The following is a 17,224-nucleotide window of genomic DNA, read 5'->3' as shown; positions in this document are numbered from 1 at the left end:
CATTCTCTTGCATTTTGGCCTCAAAAATAAGCTCAAAATCTAACAAAGCTAATTTATAGAACCAGCCTTATGTGTACTATATTCTTAATCTGATAACTACATTTGCTGGTGTTGCGCATGAATTTCAGATTGCAGTGCAATGTGTTTTTGTGCTATAAGCGCAAAAATATAGTGGAAGAGTGATGACGAATTTTCTTGACAAAGGTCGCTTCAATGCTTGGCGCTTTTACAAACAATCTTGCCCTTGCTTTCAAATACGCCAAACATGAACAATATTTGCAAGTAAAAGATAATCAATACGTTGCAATTATTTGTAAAAGTTTTGCTCTATCTTTCAATGTTCTTTGAAGCCAAAAGCTATGCTATAAGCGTGTAATATGTATGCCTTTGGCGAGGTATTGCATGGTAATTGCTGCGTAAAAGTATGATTCTTGTAGAAAAAATCAAGCGTTTTTGCCTACAAAATTGTTTTTTCATCCAAAGTCATTGCTTGTTTGCTCCTTGCTTGCCTATTGATTTTTTCCAGAATAGAAGTTTTGAAGAGCCGTTTTAGTGGCCTTTTTTGATGAAAATAACTGACAAATGTAGCGGAAATATTTCAGCGCAATCGTATGGACACAGAGTTTGTGCGTTCCTACGATTGCGCTGGTATGAAAAAGGGGTTGGTTTGTCATTCACGATTTGTCATTCACCTCTCACCATAAACCTGCGGTGAGGGGCGTGGCTCTCGCGACAGCTTGCGCAAGCTTGCCGTTATGGCTCAACCTAAATGTTGGCGATGGACATGATGTTGGCGAACACGCCTGCGGCTGTCACGTCGGCACCGGCTCCATAGCCTTGTATCTGCATGGGGTAGTCTTTGTAACGCTCGGTGGTGAGCAGCACGATATTGTTACTGCCCTCGAGGTTGTAGAAAGGATGCTGTCGGTCAACGGCTTGCAGAGCCACTTGCATGTGTCCATGCTCCATGGAGGCCACGAACCGCCATCTCTGGCCTTGTTCTTCCAGCCGCTTCCGGCGGGCATCGAAGTCGGCATCCAAGAGAGGTAAGCGTTTCCAGAAGTCGTCCAGACTGCCTTCAAAATAGTCGGCTGGCACAAACAGATGCTTCTCCACGTCTTTTTGTTCAGCCTTGTAGCCCGCCTCTCGCGTCAGAATCACCAGTTTTCGAATGACATCCTTGCCGCTCAAGTCGATGCGTGGGTCGGGTTCGCTGTAGCCTTCAGCCTGTGCGCGACGTACGGTTTCAGAGAACGGAACGTCAGCGGAAAGTTCGTTGAAGATAAAATTAAGCGTGCCACTCAGCACAGCTTCAATCTTCAAGATTTTGTCTCCCGAGTTGCGCAGGTCGTTGATGGTGCCGATGATGGGCAATCCGGCACCGACGTTGGTTTCGTATCTGAACTTTACGCCCCGCATCACGGCCGTTTGTTTCAGTGTCAAGTATTCGTTGTAAGGTGAGGATGCGGCTATCTTGTTGGCTGCCACCACGCTGATGTTATGCTCGAGAAAGGTTTGATAGAGTGCGGCTATCTCTTCACTGGCGGTGCAATCGACGAACACGGAGTTGAAAATGTTCATGTTGAGGATATGGTCGCGCAGGGCAGAGGGTGAGCTGAGGTCAGATTCTTTCAACGCTTCCCTATAATTGTTCAGGTCAATGCCGTCACGACTGTAAATGGCACGTTTTGACGAAGCGATGCCTACGACGTTGAGTTTGAGCTGCGAATGGCGTTTCAGCTCTTCGTATTGAGTTCGAATCTGTTCGATGAGCTTACCGCCCACAGTACCTATTCCGCAGATAAACAGGTTCAGTACCTTGTATTCTGACAGGAAAAACGAGTCGTGCAGCACGTTCAGCGCCTTGCGAAGGTACGCCGCCTCAATGACCACCGATATGTTGGTTTCACTGGATCCCTGCGCAAAGGCAATCACGCTGATGCCCGATCGGCCGAGCGTTTCAAAGAGTTTGGCGGCTATTCCCGGCAGGTGTCTCATGTTTTCGCCTACGATGGCGATGGTAGCCAAGCCTTTCTGTGCTTTCATGGAGAACATGGCTCCCGTCTGAATTTCCTTGGCAAACTCTTCGTTGAGTACCTTGACAGCTTCTTCGGCATCCTTTTCCTGTACGCCAATGCTGGTAGAGTTCTCGGAAGAAGCCTGACTGACCAGGAACACGGAGATGCCCTTGTCGGCCAGGGCCGTGAAAATGCGCCGGTTTACACCAATCACGCCCACCATGGAGAGGCCGCTCACATTGATGAGCGCCGTGCCCTTGATGCTGGATATACCCTTGATGGGCTTGCCGTCGTTGGCTATTTGGGCTTTGATGATGGTGCCTTCGCCGTCTGGGTCGAAGGTGTTTTTCACCTTGATGGGGATGTTCTTGACGCACACGGGGTAGATGGTTGGTGGGTAAACCACTTTGGCACCGAAGTTACACAGCTCCATAGCCTCAATGTAGCTCAACTCGTTGATGGTGTAAGCGGCCTTGATGACCTTCGGATCGGCCGTCATGAATCCGTTGACATCGGTCCATATCTCCAGTATCTCCGCGTTCAAAGCCGCTGCGATGATGGATGCCGTGTAGTCTGACCCACCTCGTCCGAGGTTGGTTATCTCGTTGGTATTCTTGTCTTGACTGATGAAACCCGGCACGAGAGAGATGCGGGGGAGGGTGGCAAACGTGTGTTTAACCAGTTTGTAGGTGAGTTGACTGTCCAGTGTGTGCTTGTCATGCTTGCGCTCGGTCTTGATAAATTCGCGGGCATCGTACCATTTAGCGCCTTTGATGAACGTGGCGACGATTTTCGAACTCAACCGTTCGCCATAGCTCACGATGGCGTCTTGCGTCTTCCGACTTAAATCATGAATGAGATAAACGCCGAAGTAAATGGATCGTAGTTGTTCAAACAGGGCGTCAACGGTATTGAACAATTCTTCTCTCCGCGCATTGTCGGTGATGATGGTGTCGATGAGTTTGTGGTGCCTGTCTACCATCTCGTTGAACTGTTGTTTCCATTCGTCATCACCTTGCAAGGCCTGTTGGGCGGTTGCAAGCAATTGGTCGGTGATGCCTCCCAAGGCACTAACCACCACAACCACCTGTTGCTGCTTGGCAGTTTGTTCTACGATTCTCTTCAAGGAGCGGATGCTCTTGACGGAACCCACGGATGTTCCGCCGAATTTCAATACTTTCATTTTACTGTTTTTTAATGTTTTATGCCACCCGACAAAAGTGGTTTTGATGATTTGTTGATTTCGCTTCTCAGCATTACGAACAGAAACTTTGGCGTTATCCAGCCTACAACGATGGTGAACGCATTGGGTTTCATGCCTCATCATGCTGCGAAACCGATATTTGGTTGCAAAAGTACGAAAAAACTTTGAATGGCTTATCATGCAACGTTGATTTCCCTTTGATGTGAATGAACTTTGAAAAGAGTTGGTTTTAATCTGAAAAATACTTGGGTAGCTGGAAAAAAAATACTTATTTTGCAAAGAGATAAGGTGTTTTGTGACATCCTTTTTTGTCGAAAATCTACAAAATTTCTTCATTCATGATTAAAGAATTTCAAATCAGACTTCTTCCTCAGCATGCTCATTCCGAGCAGACTATCATTGAATATCTGGCCAAGGAAAAGGGAATGGATGCCCGAACGGTGAAGCATGTGCGGGTGTTGAAACGATCTGTTGACGCGCGGCAGCGAACGGTGTATGTGAATCTTAGTTTGAGGGTGTACATCAATGAGCTGCCGCAGGATGAGGAATTCGTTAGGACGGTCTATCCGGATGTGTCCCAAAAGCCGCGCGTCATCGTTGTGGGAGCTGGTCCGGCGGGACTTTTCGCCGCACTTCGTTTGATTGAAGAGGGCTTCAAACCCGTGGTCATCGAGCGGGGGAAGAATGTCAGGGAGCGCAAGAAAGACCTTGCCATGATTACCAAGACGCAGAAGGTTGATGCTGAAAGCAACTATTGTTTTGGTGAAGGTGGTGCCGGTGCGTATTCGGATGGTAAACTGTATACCCGCTCGAAGAAGCGTGGTTCGGTTGAGAAAATTCTCAATGTGTTTTGCCAACATGGTGCTTCAACCTCGATCTTGGCCGATGCGCATCCGCATATCGGTACTGACAAGTTGCCGAAGGTCATCGAAAACATGCGAAATACCATCATCAACAGTGGGGGAGAGGTGCATTTTGAAACCAAGATGACGGCTTTCTTGCTGTCTGCCGAGGGGGATGAGGTGCTGGGCGTTGAAACCGTGCGATTGTCTTCGGGGCAGGAAGTTACGTTCAGAGGACCGGTCATCCTGGCCACCGGACACAGTGCGCGTGACGTATATCGATATTTGAGTGGTGCCAAAATAGAAATCGAACCGAAAGGATTGGCGGTAGGAGTGCGCTTGGAACATCCTTCAATGTTGATCGATCAGATACAATATCATGACAAGCGGGGTCGGGGAAAGTATCTCCCGGCGGCCGAATATTCATTTGTCAGTCAGGTGGAGGGACGTGGCGTTTACTCGTTCTGCATGTGTCCGGGTGGCTTTGTCATCCCTTCAGCCACGGGTCCGAAGCAAATAGTGGTGAACGGAATGAGTCCTAGTAACCGCGGAACGAGGTGGTCGAATGCAGGCATGGTGGTGGAATTGCATCCTGATGACGTTCGTCAGGCAGGCTTGTTGATGCCCAGTGATGGTGAAAAACTGAATGACGATTTGGTGATGATGCAGTTTCAGGAACAATTGGAATACACTTGTTGGTTGCAGGGGAATAGGCAACAAACAGCTCCGGCGCAGCGAATGGCTGACTTTGTGAATGGTAAATTGTCATACGACTTGCCGACATCCAGTTATGCTCCCGGCTTAATGAGCAGTCCACTTCACTTTTGGATGCCGCAATTCATCGTCCATCGTTTGCAAGAAGGCTTCAAGAAGTTTGGGCAGATGAGCCGTGGTTTCCTGACCAACGAAGCTGTCGTGATAGCCGTTGAAACGCGAACGTCGTCGCCCGTGCGTATTCTCCGCGACCGCGAAACGCTGCAACATGTTCGCGTTCGTGGCCTCTTTCCTTGTGGTGAGGGCGCTGGCTATGCGGGTGGCATCGTCTCTGCCGGTATTGATGGTGAGCGATGTGCCGAGCGATGCGCTGCGTTTCTTGCCGAATGACAAACGTGTTGATAGTTTTTGTGGGAATAAAATAAGAAACGGACGTGCCGCCAAATGGACACGTCCGTTTGATGTATTTGCTAATCAAATAATTGATTTCTCGTTTCAGCGCACGGTTTATCTGTTGATAAACTTCTTACCATTTTGTATAACAACACCCTTATATGTCTTGTCAACACGCTGTCCAGCCAAGTTGTACATCGGTGCATTTTCGTTGAGGGTCTTGCTCTCTGCATTTAAGTTGTCAATACCAGTCGTTGTATCGATGCTAATAATCGTAATCTGATAATTGCCTCTAAACATGCTTACAATACCTTTTACGGTTTTGTTCTTAGCTCCTTCCAGTGTTGACAGATCATTATAGGCGTCTAAGTGGAAGCCGTTGTACAATTGAATCTTTTGATCTCCGACGTGCGCATAGTAGTTGGTGTACTGTCCGGACTGTTCGCTTTTAATTTCAGCACCTTCAATTTGAACCAAATCAGACATGTTATCTTTAGCTTGGTCTATGGTGATTGATTTTGGTGTGGCAGCTTGTCCTTTTGTAATTGTTAATTTGTCAGCATTAGTACCATCGGCTTTCGTACCTTCAGGAGTATTGTTATATATGTCATATAATAGTACAACCTCACCGTTTAGTATGTCATTTGTTTCCAAATCAAGGCCTGTGTTGAAGAGCATCAGTGCACCACTATGGTCACGAATGAAAATTTGCGTATTGCCTTTGTTAGAGGTCCATTTGTACAACACTTGTGCATCTTTCAAGGTTAGTTTGGCAACTGTTTTTGCAGGTAGTGCCTTAAATGCAGCTATGTCTGCAGCTGTTTTGATTTCTGGATCTGGATTAGGATCTGGAGTTGGGGTTACCTCACCACTTTCGGTAGAGATAACCATGGCGTCAAAGTCAAATTGACCTGCCTTGCCAGTATCAGTACCTAAAGTAGCATCATCACCAACAGTGAATGTAACTTCTTTCACCGCAGTAGAGTTTGTCCACGTAAGAGTTTTGGCAGCCACATCGGCAGTCATTTCTCCAACGCTTGGTGTGACGTTACTCCAACGTCTCAAACCCTGCTTTGAGATGTTAAATACTATTTGTTTGAAATCATTCCCTGCAACTGTTAATTTGTTTTTGGCATACAATCGCACATCTTTTAATTTAGCGTTTTGTGTGGGTTGAGTTGTCCCATCTTCTTTCGTGGCAGTAAGGGTATAGCCTTGTGCAGTAAGGGTGAAGCCTGCATCAGTTTTTGTGATTGAAAGATCTTTGAAGTTAAGCGTTACATCAGCCGCAGAAATAAAGGTGTTGCAGCATAACATGAGGAAACTCATTACTGAAATACGTAGAATTTTGTTCATACTCAATAAGTTTTAAAAGTTAGTTTATAAGTTATCTAGTAGGAGCAAAGATACAAAATATACTTGAAACTGTTGTTTTTCTACATATTAATTTTTCGTGACAAAACGTTTTTTTATGGTTCAAATGACTGCTGACACCAGTATATTGTTGACTGATTGTTAAATATTGAACATTTTAAGGATAAAATTTGTTATTGTCAATCTTAAACGTTATATTTGTCACAGTTTTTTGATTTCATGATTTATGAAATCGTCCCTCGAGGTTGGTAGCATCCTGCACCAACCTCTTTTTTTGCTTCTGTGTCGCATCAATGTGTCAAATGGGCTGGTTCCAAATGTTGACTACTCGTGGGAACATGGAATTCGTTTGTTATATAGAGCAATCATTGTGATACAAAAAAAGAGGGGGTATCACTGTTTTGATACTCCCTCCTCTATGTGTATGTATACTATAAAAGTAGTCTTTGCCTATTTCTTAGCCTCTTCCATGACGCCCTCAATGTACAGACGGGTCATCTCTGGCTCCCCATTGGTGCGTACCGTGATGGTCTTTTTGAAGTGTCCAGGAAATCTGCCTTTGCCGTTGTACGTTACTTTTATCTCACCTTTCTTTCCTGGTTGAACAGGAGTCTTGGTGTAAGCTGGCACAGTGCAACCACAGCTTGCCACAGCTTGATTGACGATAAGCGGGGCGTTACCCACGTTAGTGAAGGTAAAAACGCACTTCTGCTCAGGTGTGCTTTCATTGAATTTGCCAAAGTCGTGAGTGATTTTGTCAAACTTGATTTGTGGTTTTTGTTGTGCGTTTACTATGGTAAAACAAGCAAACAGCATCATGGATAACATGATCAGTTTTTTCATTTTCTAGTCCTTTCTTTTTTATTCGGTTTGGGCAAAGGTATAAATAAATTAATGAGATTCCATGGAAAATTAAGAAATATTATACTATCATTGCTCTCCGGGTGCTATTTTATATTATAATGTGGAATGAAATATGTTTCGTAAATAATTTTAACTTATGCGAATACTGGTACATGGTCACCGGTGAAACGAGAAGAACTTCCACGGCCAAAAATCAAAAAAGAATTGGTTGAAGTGGTAATGTGTGTGCAAACAGTTCAAAAATAGTTAATAATGTGAAGATAATCAAGACGAATTGCATATCTTTGCAGTGTATGATTGAAATAAAACTCGAAGAAAACGTTCTGCAAAAAGCAGCTGAAGAAGGGATGGATGTATTTCTTCAGGCGATTGTGGATACGATTTATGATGCGATAGGCGGAGAACTGACGGCCGACTCGATGCAACAACTGAACTCGGATCAGATTACGCTGTTGGCTTATCACATCCTTCATCAGGAAGTGATGGATGGCGGATTCGTACAGCTCATTCATAATGGTTATGGTCCCTTTATCTTCAGAAATCCTTTTGACAAGGCACTGAAAAGCTGGGGCATCCAAGATTTGTCTAAGATGATAGGGAAATGTCATAAACTCTACCGTAAATATGCTGCCGAATTGGAACAAGATTGTTCTGACGACGAGTTTATGGCGTTGTTTGAGAAATACCCAGCCTTTGACGATTTTGACGATGACTTCGTTGAAAATGAAGAGCGTTGGACAGAGGATGTTGCCCGCTATGTGGATGAACACATCGGGCAATTTGTAAAGATTGTGAAAGAATGAATAAGGAAGAACTCGCACTAAGAAAAAAGAGTCCCATACAGATTAGGAACAAAAAAGCGTCATTTGAGTATTTTTTCATTGATACTTATACCGCCGGCATCGTGCTCACGGGTACGGAAATCAAGTCCATTCGCCTGGGTAAGGCATCTTTGGTTGATGCCTTCTGCTACATTTATCATGGCGAAATATGGATTAAAGGAATGAACATCAGTCCGTATTTCTATGGCTCTTACTCCAACCCAGAAGCCAAGCGTGACCGCAAGCTGTTGCTGACGAAACGTGAAATCAGAAAGTTGGAAGCCGACCTCAAGGTAGCTGGTCATACCATCGTTCCCACCTTGGTATTCATCGATGCGCATGGAAGAGCCAAGGTGGACATCGCTTTGGCTAAGGGAAAGAAGGAATACGACAAACGACAAACGCTGAAGGAAAAAGAAGACAGGCGAGAAATGGATAGAGCCATCAAAAACTTTTAGATGTAGCGCCGAAAGATGCAATGTGGTGTCATTGCTGTTTTCGTTGCAGATGACCCGTCAAGGCTGGCTGACTTTCATGATGAAATCTGCTCACGAGTAATCTTATAGGATAAGATAGGTGAAGTATCGGTTGGCTGAATATGGCTATCATCAACCTTTCTGTGCGGATTCAAAAACGAATTGCAAAACTTGTAGGCTGACTCTGCTGGAAACTATTGTTGTTTTTATTCCAAACTATTTGTAAAATCAAAAAATAGTGTTTATATTTGCGATACCATACAGGAATATATAGCGATATATTCAGCGTTATACTGAACGCTTATCTCTAATGACTAAAACCTTAAGATGTATGAAGCACTTGATTCTAACCGTGATATTGGTATGCATAATCGCATGCAAGTGGTGGCGTATATCAATTTAACTTATGGAATTTTAAATAAAAGATAATATGAAACGCAAATTGTCCCTCCTTTTTTTTCTCTTTATTTTTTTATTTTCTTCTTTTACATGTAAGAGTGAATGTGAAATGCAAAAAAATAGAGAATTATTAAAAGATTATTTCTTGTGTTGTTGTATGAATTATGGTTTTAAAACTACTGACTTAGTCCGCATTGACCGTTCTAAAACAGTTTATTTTGATGTGTTAAATTATTCTTTGCCAGCATTACAAAAAGTTGATAGTTTAGCAAAAAGCTTCATTTCAACTATAGAAATTTCTTCATATGAAAATAAAGATTTTAAAAATATAATAATGCTTAGTATAGAAGAGTATAGAAGTAAGAACGTAGACCAATTTATAAAATGTATGGATGTTTATATGATTAAAGAGTAGCAAATCCGCTGTGAGAAATAAGAACGTAGACATTTCAAATGGTAATTCTATTTTCGAAAAAATTCGTACCTTTACATACGATAACGGTGCAAACGTATGACAACCTGGTAACATCTGGCAGATACCTGATCGGACAACCTGTGACAAAAACCGTTACGAATGTACGCGGTGGCAGATCGTGGGTCAATGAGGAGACGATTACCTACAATACCAATCGTTTGCCCGAATCTCGAATCTCATATATTCAAGACAACAAGGTAAATGAGACGCGCTGGACCTACGACGCCTATGGCAACATGACGAGTGAACTTTCGGCACCGTATGACGTGGCTACATTCTTAGGTACGACGTTTACCTATGATGCTGAAGGCAGGAATCTTGCTTCTTCAACCAACGCCTTGGGGCAAACCACGACCTATGCCAATTATGACAAGTTTGGCCATGCAGGCACAGTTACCGACTTCAAGCACCGTACTACGTCTTATCAGTATGACGCTTGGGGGCAGCTTATCTCCACCCAACACCCGGACGGAACGAAAGAAGAAGTAAAAACGGACTGGGGCGGACAGGGATTGTATACCGTAACAAATACGGCTACGGGCAAACCGTCAACGGTTGTGCATCATGATGCTTTGGGACGTGCAATCAGAAAGGGGAGTCAACGCTTTGACGGGCAATGGCAGTTTGTTGACCAAACGTATGACGGAAGGGGACGGTTGGAAAAAGTGTCGCTTCCTTTCAGAGGAACGTCACCCAACTTCTGGGCTACCTATACCTACGACCCATACAATCGTCCGCTTACCCTGACAGAGGCCTCAGGCAAAACAACCACATGGGCTTATGACGGACTGAGCACCACCGAGACACGAAACGGCATTGCCACAACCAAAACGACAGATGAATCGGGGGCATTGATAAAAGTAGAAGATCCGGGTGGAATGATAGAATATACCTTGCGTCCGGATGGTCAGCCATCGCGCATAACGGCCCCAGGTAATGTGGTGACGTCGTTTGAATATGACCAATATGGAAGACAGACATCCATCACCGACCCCAGTGCAGGAAGACAAAGCTTCACTGAAACCTATGCTGCTGACGGCAGCAAGACATTGACGGTGACCGATGCCCGAAATGTCAGCAACACGACTGTTTACGATCAATATGGCAGGGTAGTGGAAAAACGAGCTGACACAAATACCTCATACGTTTATAATGATGACGGTACTTTAGCACAGTTATATTCAGATAATCTTAGCATGCGGGTATTTGAATATGATGAAATGGATAGGGTTGCAGCCGTTTGGGACAATCTTTCCGAAGGGAAATTCTTAGAAAAGCGGTTTACCTATCACGATGGCAACATTGCCGAAATCTCATATACCTCACAAACAGGAGCCATTGCAACAGAAAAGTATGTTTATTCCAACGGGTACAATACAGAAATCAAGCTGAATGACGACATCAGTATTTGGAAACTGACAGAAGAAAATGCCTTAGGTCAGCCCACCAAAGCCGTCACGGGAGCATTGAACCGCACTTACAGCTATACAGATTTTGGTATGCCTACCAGCCGAACGGCTGGCAACATCCAAGACTTTGCCTACGACTCCGACATTCAGACAGGTAACCTGAACAGCAGGACCGACAACACCCGCCATCTTACCGAAACGTTCGGATATGACAACCTGAACCGTCTGAGTAGCATCGGACAACAGCAGATAACCTATGCTTCCAACGGCAACATCACACAGATGCCCGGCATGGGCAGCATGCAATACAATCATGCAGACAGGCCTTATCAGGTTACCATGTTGACACCTGATGGAAACACAGTGCCATTAAGATCACAGACCGTTACGTATAATTCCATTCAACGCCCGGATGAGATTTCAGAAAACGGCATCAAAGCTTCGTTGACGTACAATGCAGACGGCGACCGGATAAAAATGATTGTAGACAGCGGAGGTTCCACTCTTCTGACACGTTATTATTTTGACGGCAAGTATGAAATTGACGGTGTCAAGGGTAATGCCGCCCAACGCTTATTCATCGGTGGCGATGCTTACAGTGCTCCGGCCGTGTATGTCAAGGAAGAAAACAGCAGTGAGTGGAAGATATATTACATCTGCCGTGACTATCTGGGCAGCATCACGCATATTGCGAATGCTGATGGCACTTTAAAACAGGAATTGAGTTATGATGCGTGGGGACGGTTGCGCAATCCTGAAACACAAGTAGCTTATGCACCGGGCACGGAGCCTGCGTTGTTCTTAGGACGTGGCTACACGGGTCATGAACATCTTCCGCAGTTCGGGCTTATCAACATGAATGCCCGCCTGTATGACCCTGTCTTGGGCCGTTTCCTCAGCCCTGACCCATACGTGCAGATGCCAGACTTTACGCAGAGCTTCAACAGGTACAGCTATTGTTTGAATAATCCGCTGGTGTATGTGGATGGGGATGGGGAGTTCTGGCATCTTATAATAGGGGCAGTCATAGGTGGAATTGTAAATTGGGCTTCACATGGATTTAAATTTAACGCAAAAGGACTTGGCTATTTTGCTGTTGGGGCAGCAGCAGGTGCATTAGGTGCTGGTGTTGGTGCAGGAATAAGCTCTGTTTTGCCAATTGCAGGTCAAATGTCGGGCGGTTTTGTTGCGGGTTTTTTTGGAACTAGTACAGCAACAACTGCCACCACAAGCTTTGTGTCTGGAGCTTTGATAGGAGGAGGTGCAGGACTAAGCAGTGGATTTGTTTCTGGTTTTGGAAATGGACTGATGCAAAATCAAACTTTTGGACAGGCACTTTTGAGTGGTGCGAGAGATGGTCTTATAGGAATGGGTGTCGGTGGAGTAGTGGGTGGAATAGCTAGTGGAATTTCCGCAAGCATTGATGGTAGGAATTTTTGGGATGGATCAAGAGTAACTAATACTGAAGTTCTTGGTAACGCTAATCTCCCTAGTGTTATACAAAATAATGATATGAATTGTGGTCCTGCTACATCTCAAGCCAATACTGGAGTTTCACAAGATGTGTATAGAGATCATTTAGTGAAAAAATATAATTATGGAATAAATGACCCAGTTAAACCGTTAGATATGAATAAAGCGATTACAGATTTAACTGGGCGGGCAGTTAAACCTTTAGGGACAGAGTTACCTTCTGACGTACTGGGTGCTAAACAATTGTCTGGTTTGTTAAATGGTGGAAATCGGTTTATGTTATCCTCTGGAACGGGGACTGCAATAAATCATGCTACAGCATTAAACAAAATTTCGGTACTTACTATACAAAAAATATCTGGTGTTACCTTCCAAAAAGTTGTGTATCAAGTTATGGATCCAGCTTCTGGAGTTTTCAGAAATATTGGTGCACGTTCAATAGATTTTATATGGAGAATACTTCCCTAAAAATTGCATTATGAAAAAAAATATAATATTATTAATTATGTTGTTGCCATCATTTATAAATGTTATACCTCAAAAAATAATTCCCAAGATCGAAATAAAGCAGTTAGAAAAACAGGCAATTTGTAAAATGCGGAAATTATTTGATATTCCAAAGGAAGAACAACTTTTTGCTACAGTTCTTTTTGAAGTCTTGGATAGTACTCAGACATATTCAGTATCTCCAACTTTTGAGAAAAATAATAAGATATGTAATTATTTAGAAAGGTTAAAAATAATTCATTATGAGATATTTGTATATGATAGTGAATTAAAAAGTGTTTTTGTTGTCAATCGGGTATTTTTAGGAAAAGGAAGATATAAAAAAAGGTATTATGTAGGAAAAGAAGATGATTTTATCATCTCAACTTTCTTACTTAAAAATAATTACGATTATGTTTTAAACCTTATAGATGCACCATCACAAGGAAATAAACTTGTGTTATTATGTTGCAAGAATACAAAAATGGATTTAGCATTTTTGAAAGATGAAACAATTAAATCAAGACCAGTATGTAATGAAGATACTTTTATTTTTGGTGAGTGATCGTATAAATCAGTCCGGGTAATGGCTGTTCAACACGGTAAATCCGAATGGATCTGCGCCTTTTCTGATTATTGATTTTTATCCCATTTTATTTGTGTGATTCAAAAATAGTGTTTATATTTGCAATACCATACAAGAATATATGGCGTTATATTCTGATTTTATTGATTGCTTATCTCTAAAGACTAAAACCTTAGGGCGTATGAAACACTTTATTCTAACCATGGTATGGGCATGCATAGCCCTACAAGCCTATGCACAACAGTCTTTGTCGTATGCCTATGATGCTGCGTGAAATCAGAAAGGGGAGTCAACGCTTTGACGGGAGCTGGTGTAGGTGCAATTACTGGTGCCGCTTCTGGTTTTAAATATGCTAGGGATAATAAAGTGAATCCGTGGACGGGTAAAAAATATATATCTAATGATGTTATACAAAAGTTTAATGAACATGCTTTTTCAAATAATAGACATGAGGATATAGGAATATCTAAGTCAGATATTACAAGTCATGTGGAAGATTTTGTAATCAAAAATAAATTCAATTTGCGAGAAGGCAGTAATACTTTTCAAGGTACAATTAATGGCATACAAAAGTCTTTAATTATCAATGTGCACAATGGACAAATTCGTTCATTAAACTTATTTCCTGGATATTCAAACCGTCCGACGGCAAATCCTATTATTAAATTTGGAGAATTAAAATGGTAGAAAATAAATCAATAATTATAAATGATGACAATTATTTAAAATATCAAAAAAATAATATAATCATAATAGAAGGTATTAGCAATGTGAATATTGACTTCAATTATTCTGAAATAAAAACACCTGTTTATATAAAAGAATGTGTAATAAAGAATATGTATTTGAATTCAACGTGGTTTCGCAAAGGATTTGTATTAGAGAATTGCATAGTTCTTAATGATATAAATCATGAGATGGGCGGACATAATTATTCGGAAATACATATACATAATAATATCTTCCTTGGTTTTTTTGATTTTTTTGATTGTCATTTTTTTGAAAGAATGACTGTTAATAATAATATTTTTATAAAAGGTACTAATTTGATAGGTAATACATGTAAAGGATATAAAAACATATTTGATAAAGGATTGGAATTATATGAAAATATAGGACGATTGAATGAGGAAAATTAACGTTGCTTATCCAAGTTATAATAACGTAAAAGATCAACCGATAGGTTTAAGCAATGCCCGAAATGCAAAATTAGCAGATGTTGTGATAAAGGAGAACCCCAAAATATTGTTTTCGCTATCTCAAAACGATAAAATCAGGCTAATGGGACAAAGAAGTTAAGCACATTTTTGTCACATTAGCCAAAAGATTATTTTTTGTGTTATTGTATGAATTATGGTTTTAAAACAACTGACTTAGTCCGCATAGACCGTTCTACAACGGTTTATTTTGATGTGTTAAATTATACTTTGCCAGCATTACAAAAAGTTGATAGTTTAGCAAAAAGCTTCATTTCAACTATAGAGATTTCTTCATATGAAAATAAAGATTTTAAAAATATTATAATGCTTAGTATAGAAGAGTATAGAAGTAAGAACGTAGACCAATTTATAAAATCTATGGATGTTTATATGATTAAAGAGTAGCAAATCCGCTGTGACAAATACCCCAATCCTGTTCAGTCAGAATTAACCCTTTCAGAAGCAGCAGGGTGGTCAGCAGAACAACTACCAATGGAATCATTTTAGTAATTCTATCAATGGTCATAATTGGGATTTGGATTACAATTCACCTGTCAATCAGGTAGCATTAAAAAAGGGGCGTGTTCATGTTACAGCCTGGGATATCCTTTTGGCTACTTCATTTTATCCATCTATTATTAATGTTATAAGTCTAAAGAAATAGAAAGATGAAATTGAACAGTAAGATTTGTATTATTTTAATAATGGCAATTACTATAATGTCATTGTTGTCATGTGTGCTACATCCTGAAGATGAGAACCATCATCAAAGCATACGTATTAGAAACAATTCTTTAAAGACTATATATATAGCTCAAGGAATATGGTATCCAGATACCATGTCTATATTTGGTATTGCACATGGGATTCCGGAATCCCATAAAGTCACATCAGGAGGGGTAAATGAAGACGTTTTTTGGATGTTTGATTTTTGGGAAGATGCGTTTGGAGATGTTAATGGAATAAAATCCGATACTATTATAGTTTTTATCTTGGATGGTAAGGCCCGAACTCTTCCCGCAAAAGAAATATCTCAAACAATCATCCAACGCTATGACATAGGACTAAAGGATCTACAGCGTACCAATTGGCTACTAACCTATCCGCCGTCAGAGAGCATGAAGGACATCAAGATGTGGCAACCCTATGGTTCTTCTATTAAATACCAATGATGAATGGCCACATCACCCTGATGCCAAGTGTGGACAGCACTAAGTAAATATGCAGCAGGAATAACTCGTTGGGACTTACTTCTTAATAGTTGTGTAGGGCATACAACAAGAGCTTTATGGGCGGCGGGAATTCCAACGATATATGCGTTTCATCCAAGTATGTTAAATATTCAATTACTTATCCGACAATTAGGAATGTATTCGAGCCCATATCTATATCAAATCCCATAAAAATAAAATGTATGAAATTATTTGTATTAGTATTTATAGAAATGTTTTTGTTGAGTTGTTGTCCAATACCTAAATTTTATGCAAACGACAATATGGAAAAAACAGAAGAAGATTTGTTGTTGAACAAAACAGAGAGTGTATATCTCAATAAAATTTTTGAAACCACTCGCAATGATTTTGATTTTACCAACAAAAAGATAGGGTTTATTATGATTAGCGGCGAAAATGGTAAAACTCATTATTTTGATATGCAAGAAAAACATTTAACCAATGAAAACTCGCCTTGCGATAACGGCATATTGTATATTTTCAATTCCGAACAGAAAGATGCAAGCGGAGGTTATGATGCAGCTATTGTATATTGGAGTAAGCGTTTATTGCCTATTGAACAAGTTGTCAAAAGGTTAAAACTTCAGAGTTAAACGCATTATTATCCAGTATTTTGCGGTTATTTAAAATAATCAGCGAAAAGTTATATTGTGTCAACTTTTCACTGAAATGTATTTTTAAGGGACGGCTAAGTAAAGAATTGAGAATTAGAACAATGAAGAATTTTTATGATTCTAATAGATTTAAATATTTTGATGTGCGATATGATTTTTATAAAAACAACAATTTAAGATGGACTCTCTAGTAGCACATTTTTTAATAGGAGGTGATGAACATGGTTTCATGTATGATTCCACAGATGATCGCCCTGATATTTGTCCAATTTGTAAAAATAGGATAAAAGATGTTCCTAATCCTAATTATAAATTGAAAAGCCGTCGTAATATGGTAACGACGTATGACCATTATACGATTGTTTCTGAGCAGTTTCGGGAGTTTTGTCTCCGTAACGAATATGCCAACATTCATTTTACAGAACTGATCAAGTGTAAAGGATATTATATACTTGATGTGGGAAATGTTTGTTATTTAGATGAAGAGAGAGGTCATACACAATTTATTCGCCACCGCAATTGTTGTGGTAGTTATGACGAAGTAATAAGTCCTTCTATGTATCTCTCAAAAGAAAACAACTTTCTATCAAACGATTTTATTTGTAGAAGTTACTATAGTTACGGCTCATTCTATTACAAATTATC

At 41.1% G+C, this 17,224-nt stretch carries 15 protein-coding genes; 12 read left to right on the top strand and 3 right to left on the bottom strand.

Going from position 1 to position 17,224, the window contains the following annotated elements; all coding sequences use genetic code 11:
- Nucleotides 1-765: 765 nt before the first annotated feature.
- Nucleotides 766-3,201 (bottom strand): bifunctional aspartate kinase/homoserine dehydrogenase I, encoded by a 2,436-nt coding sequence (gene thrA, locus HMPREF0650_RS00275; protein ID WP_004347398.1) that lies wholly within the window; start codon nt 3,199-3,201, stop codon nt 766-768.
- A 359-nt stretch (nt 3,202-3,560) separates the two neighbouring features.
- On the opposite strand from thrA, the gene HMPREF0650_RS00270 reads away from it, so the two are divergent.
- A complete protein-coding gene (locus HMPREF0650_RS00270) occupies nt 3,561-5,168 on the top strand; it encodes an NAD(P)/FAD-dependent oxidoreductase (RefSeq protein ID WP_040561880.1) in 1,608 nt (535 codons plus the stop codon).
- Between the two features lie 117 nt (nt 5,169-5,285).
- Here HMPREF0650_RS00270 and HMPREF0650_RS12410 read toward each other — a convergent pair whose 3' ends face one another.
- Both HMPREF0650_RS12410 and HMPREF0650_RS00260 read right to left on the bottom strand, forming a co-directional pair.
- Complete coding sequence (locus HMPREF0650_RS12410) at nt 5,286-6,527, bottom strand: hypothetical protein (RefSeq protein WP_004347393.1); 1,242 nt, start codon at nt 6,525-6,527, stop codon at nt 5,286-5,288.
- A 468-nt stretch (nt 6,528-6,995) separates the two neighbouring features.
- Nucleotides 6,996-7,388 carry a DUF1573 domain-containing protein gene (locus HMPREF0650_RS00260; protein WP_004347391.1) on the bottom strand — a complete coding sequence of 131 codons (393 nt, stop codon included), beginning with the start codon at nt 7,386-7,388 and terminating at the stop codon, nt 6,996-6,998.
- A 314-nt stretch (nt 7,389-7,702) separates the two neighbouring features.
- Between HMPREF0650_RS00260 and HMPREF0650_RS00255 the strand changes: the two genes are divergently transcribed.
- The 11 genes from HMPREF0650_RS00255 to HMPREF0650_RS12930 form a co-directional block, all read left to right on the top strand.
- Nucleotides 7,703-8,212, top strand: coding sequence for a DMP19 family protein (locus HMPREF0650_RS00255; RefSeq protein ID WP_004347390.1), 510 nt, complete (start codon nt 7,703-7,705; stop codon nt 8,210-8,212).
- Nucleotides 8,209-8,688, top strand: coding sequence for an SsrA-binding protein SmpB (gene smpB, locus HMPREF0650_RS00250; RefSeq protein ID WP_004347388.1), 480 nt, complete (start codon nt 8,209-8,211; stop codon nt 8,686-8,688). Before HMPREF0650_RS00255 ends, smpB begins: the two co-directional genes overlap by 4 nt.
- A 448-nt stretch (nt 8,689-9,136) precedes the next feature.
- Nucleotides 9,137-9,520, top strand: a complete 384-nt coding sequence (locus HMPREF0650_RS00245) for a hypothetical protein (protein ID WP_155813529.1) — start codon at nt 9,137-9,139, stop codon at nt 9,518-9,520.
- Between the two features lie 38 nt (nt 9,521-9,558).
- Nucleotides 9,559-12,930: an RHS repeat domain-containing protein gene (locus HMPREF0650_RS00240; protein ID WP_081454820.1), complete on the top strand. Its 3,372-nt coding sequence runs from the start codon at nt 9,559-9,561 to the stop codon at nt 12,928-12,930.
- Between the two features lie 10 nt (nt 12,931-12,940).
- Nucleotides 12,941-13,513: a hypothetical protein gene (locus tag HMPREF0650_RS00235; RefSeq protein WP_040561875.1), complete on the top strand. Its 573-nt coding sequence runs from the start codon at nt 12,941-12,943 to the stop codon at nt 13,511-13,513.
- A gap of 291 nt (nt 13,514-13,804) precedes the next feature.
- The gene (locus HMPREF0650_RS00230; protein WP_040561873.1) at nt 13,805-14,221 is read left to right on the top strand and encodes a hypothetical protein; all 417 of its coding nucleotides are present in this window, start codon (nt 13,805-13,807) and stop codon (nt 14,219-14,221) included.
- Nucleotides 14,215-14,673, top strand: a complete 459-nt coding sequence (locus tag HMPREF0650_RS00225) for a hypothetical protein (protein WP_040561871.1) — start codon at nt 14,215-14,217, stop codon at nt 14,671-14,673. The genes HMPREF0650_RS00230 and HMPREF0650_RS00225 overlap by 7 nt, the downstream gene beginning before the upstream one ends.
- Before the next feature lie 207 nt (nt 14,674-14,880).
- Nucleotides 14,881-15,138 carry a hypothetical protein gene (locus HMPREF0650_RS00220; RefSeq protein ID WP_040561868.1) on the top strand — a complete coding sequence of 86 codons (258 nt, stop codon included), beginning with the start codon at nt 14,881-14,883 and terminating at the stop codon, nt 15,136-15,138.
- A 263-nt stretch (nt 15,139-15,401) separates the two neighbouring features.
- Nucleotides 15,402-15,905 carry a hypothetical protein gene (locus tag HMPREF0650_RS12405; protein WP_155813528.1) on the top strand — a complete coding sequence of 168 codons (504 nt, stop codon included), beginning with the start codon at nt 15,402-15,404 and terminating at the stop codon, nt 15,903-15,905.
- Between the two features lie 242 nt (nt 15,906-16,147).
- Nucleotides 16,148-16,558 carry a DUF8192 domain-containing protein gene (locus tag HMPREF0650_RS00210; protein WP_004347377.1) on the top strand — a complete coding sequence of 137 codons (411 nt, stop codon included), beginning with the start codon at nt 16,148-16,150 and terminating at the stop codon, nt 16,556-16,558.
- A gap of 199 nt (nt 16,559-16,757) precedes the next feature.
- Nucleotides 16,758-17,224, top strand: a 467-nt coding sequence (locus HMPREF0650_RS12930) for a hypothetical protein (RefSeq protein WP_155813527.1), incomplete at its 3' end; no start/stop codon positions are given.

This window comes from Hoylesella buccalis ATCC 35310 (assembly GCF_000177075.1).
GTDB lineage: Bacteria > Bacteroidota > Bacteroidia > Bacteroidales > Bacteroidaceae > Prevotella > Prevotella buccalis.
Note: the sequence above shows the minus strand (reverse complement) of the source record. Positions and strands in the feature narration are given on the sequence as shown.

Bases quoted from the DNA above. Each gene is read 5' to 3' on its own strand.
- thrA (WP_004347398.1), bottom strand. From the start codon at position 3,201: ATGAAAGTATTGAAATTCGGCGGAACATCCGTGGGTTCCGTCAAGAGC.
- HMPREF0650_RS00270 (WP_040561880.1), top strand. From the start codon at position 3,561: ATGATTAAAGAATTTCAAATCAGACTTCTTCCTCAGCATGCTCATTCC.
- HMPREF0650_RS12410 (WP_004347393.1), bottom strand. From the start codon at position 6,527: ATGAACAAAATTCTACGTATTTCAGTAATGAGTTTCCTCATGTTATGC.
- HMPREF0650_RS00260 (WP_004347391.1), bottom strand. From the start codon at position 7,388: ATGAAAAAACTGATCATGTTATCCATGATGCTGTTTGCTTGTTTTACC.
- HMPREF0650_RS00255 (WP_004347390.1), top strand. From the start codon at position 7,703: ATGATTGAAATAAAACTCGAAGAAAACGTTCTGCAAAAAGCAGCTGAA.
- smpB (WP_004347388.1), top strand. From the start codon at position 8,209: ATGAATAAGGAAGAACTCGCACTAAGAAAAAAGAGTCCCATACAGATT.
- HMPREF0650_RS00245 (WP_155813529.1), top strand. From the start codon at position 9,137: ATGAAACGCAAATTGTCCCTCCTTTTTTTTCTCTTTATTTTTTTATTT.
- HMPREF0650_RS00240 (WP_081454820.1), top strand. From the start codon at position 9,559: ATGGTAATTCTATTTTCGAAAAAATTCGTACCTTTACATACGATAACG.
- HMPREF0650_RS00235 (WP_040561875.1), top strand. From the start codon at position 12,941: ATGAAAAAAAATATAATATTATTAATTATGTTGTTGCCATCATTTATA.
- HMPREF0650_RS00225 (WP_040561871.1), top strand. From the start codon at position 14,215: ATGGTAGAAAATAAATCAATAATTATAAATGATGACAATTATTTAAAA.
- HMPREF0650_RS00220 (WP_040561868.1), top strand. From the start codon at position 14,881: ATGAATTATGGTTTTAAAACAACTGACTTAGTCCGCATAGACCGTTCT.
- HMPREF0650_RS12405 (WP_155813528.1), top strand. From the start codon at position 15,402: ATGAAATTGAACAGTAAGATTTGTATTATTTTAATAATGGCAATTACT.
- HMPREF0650_RS00210 (WP_004347377.1), top strand. From the start codon at position 16,148: ATGAAATTATTTGTATTAGTATTTATAGAAATGTTTTTGTTGAGTTGT.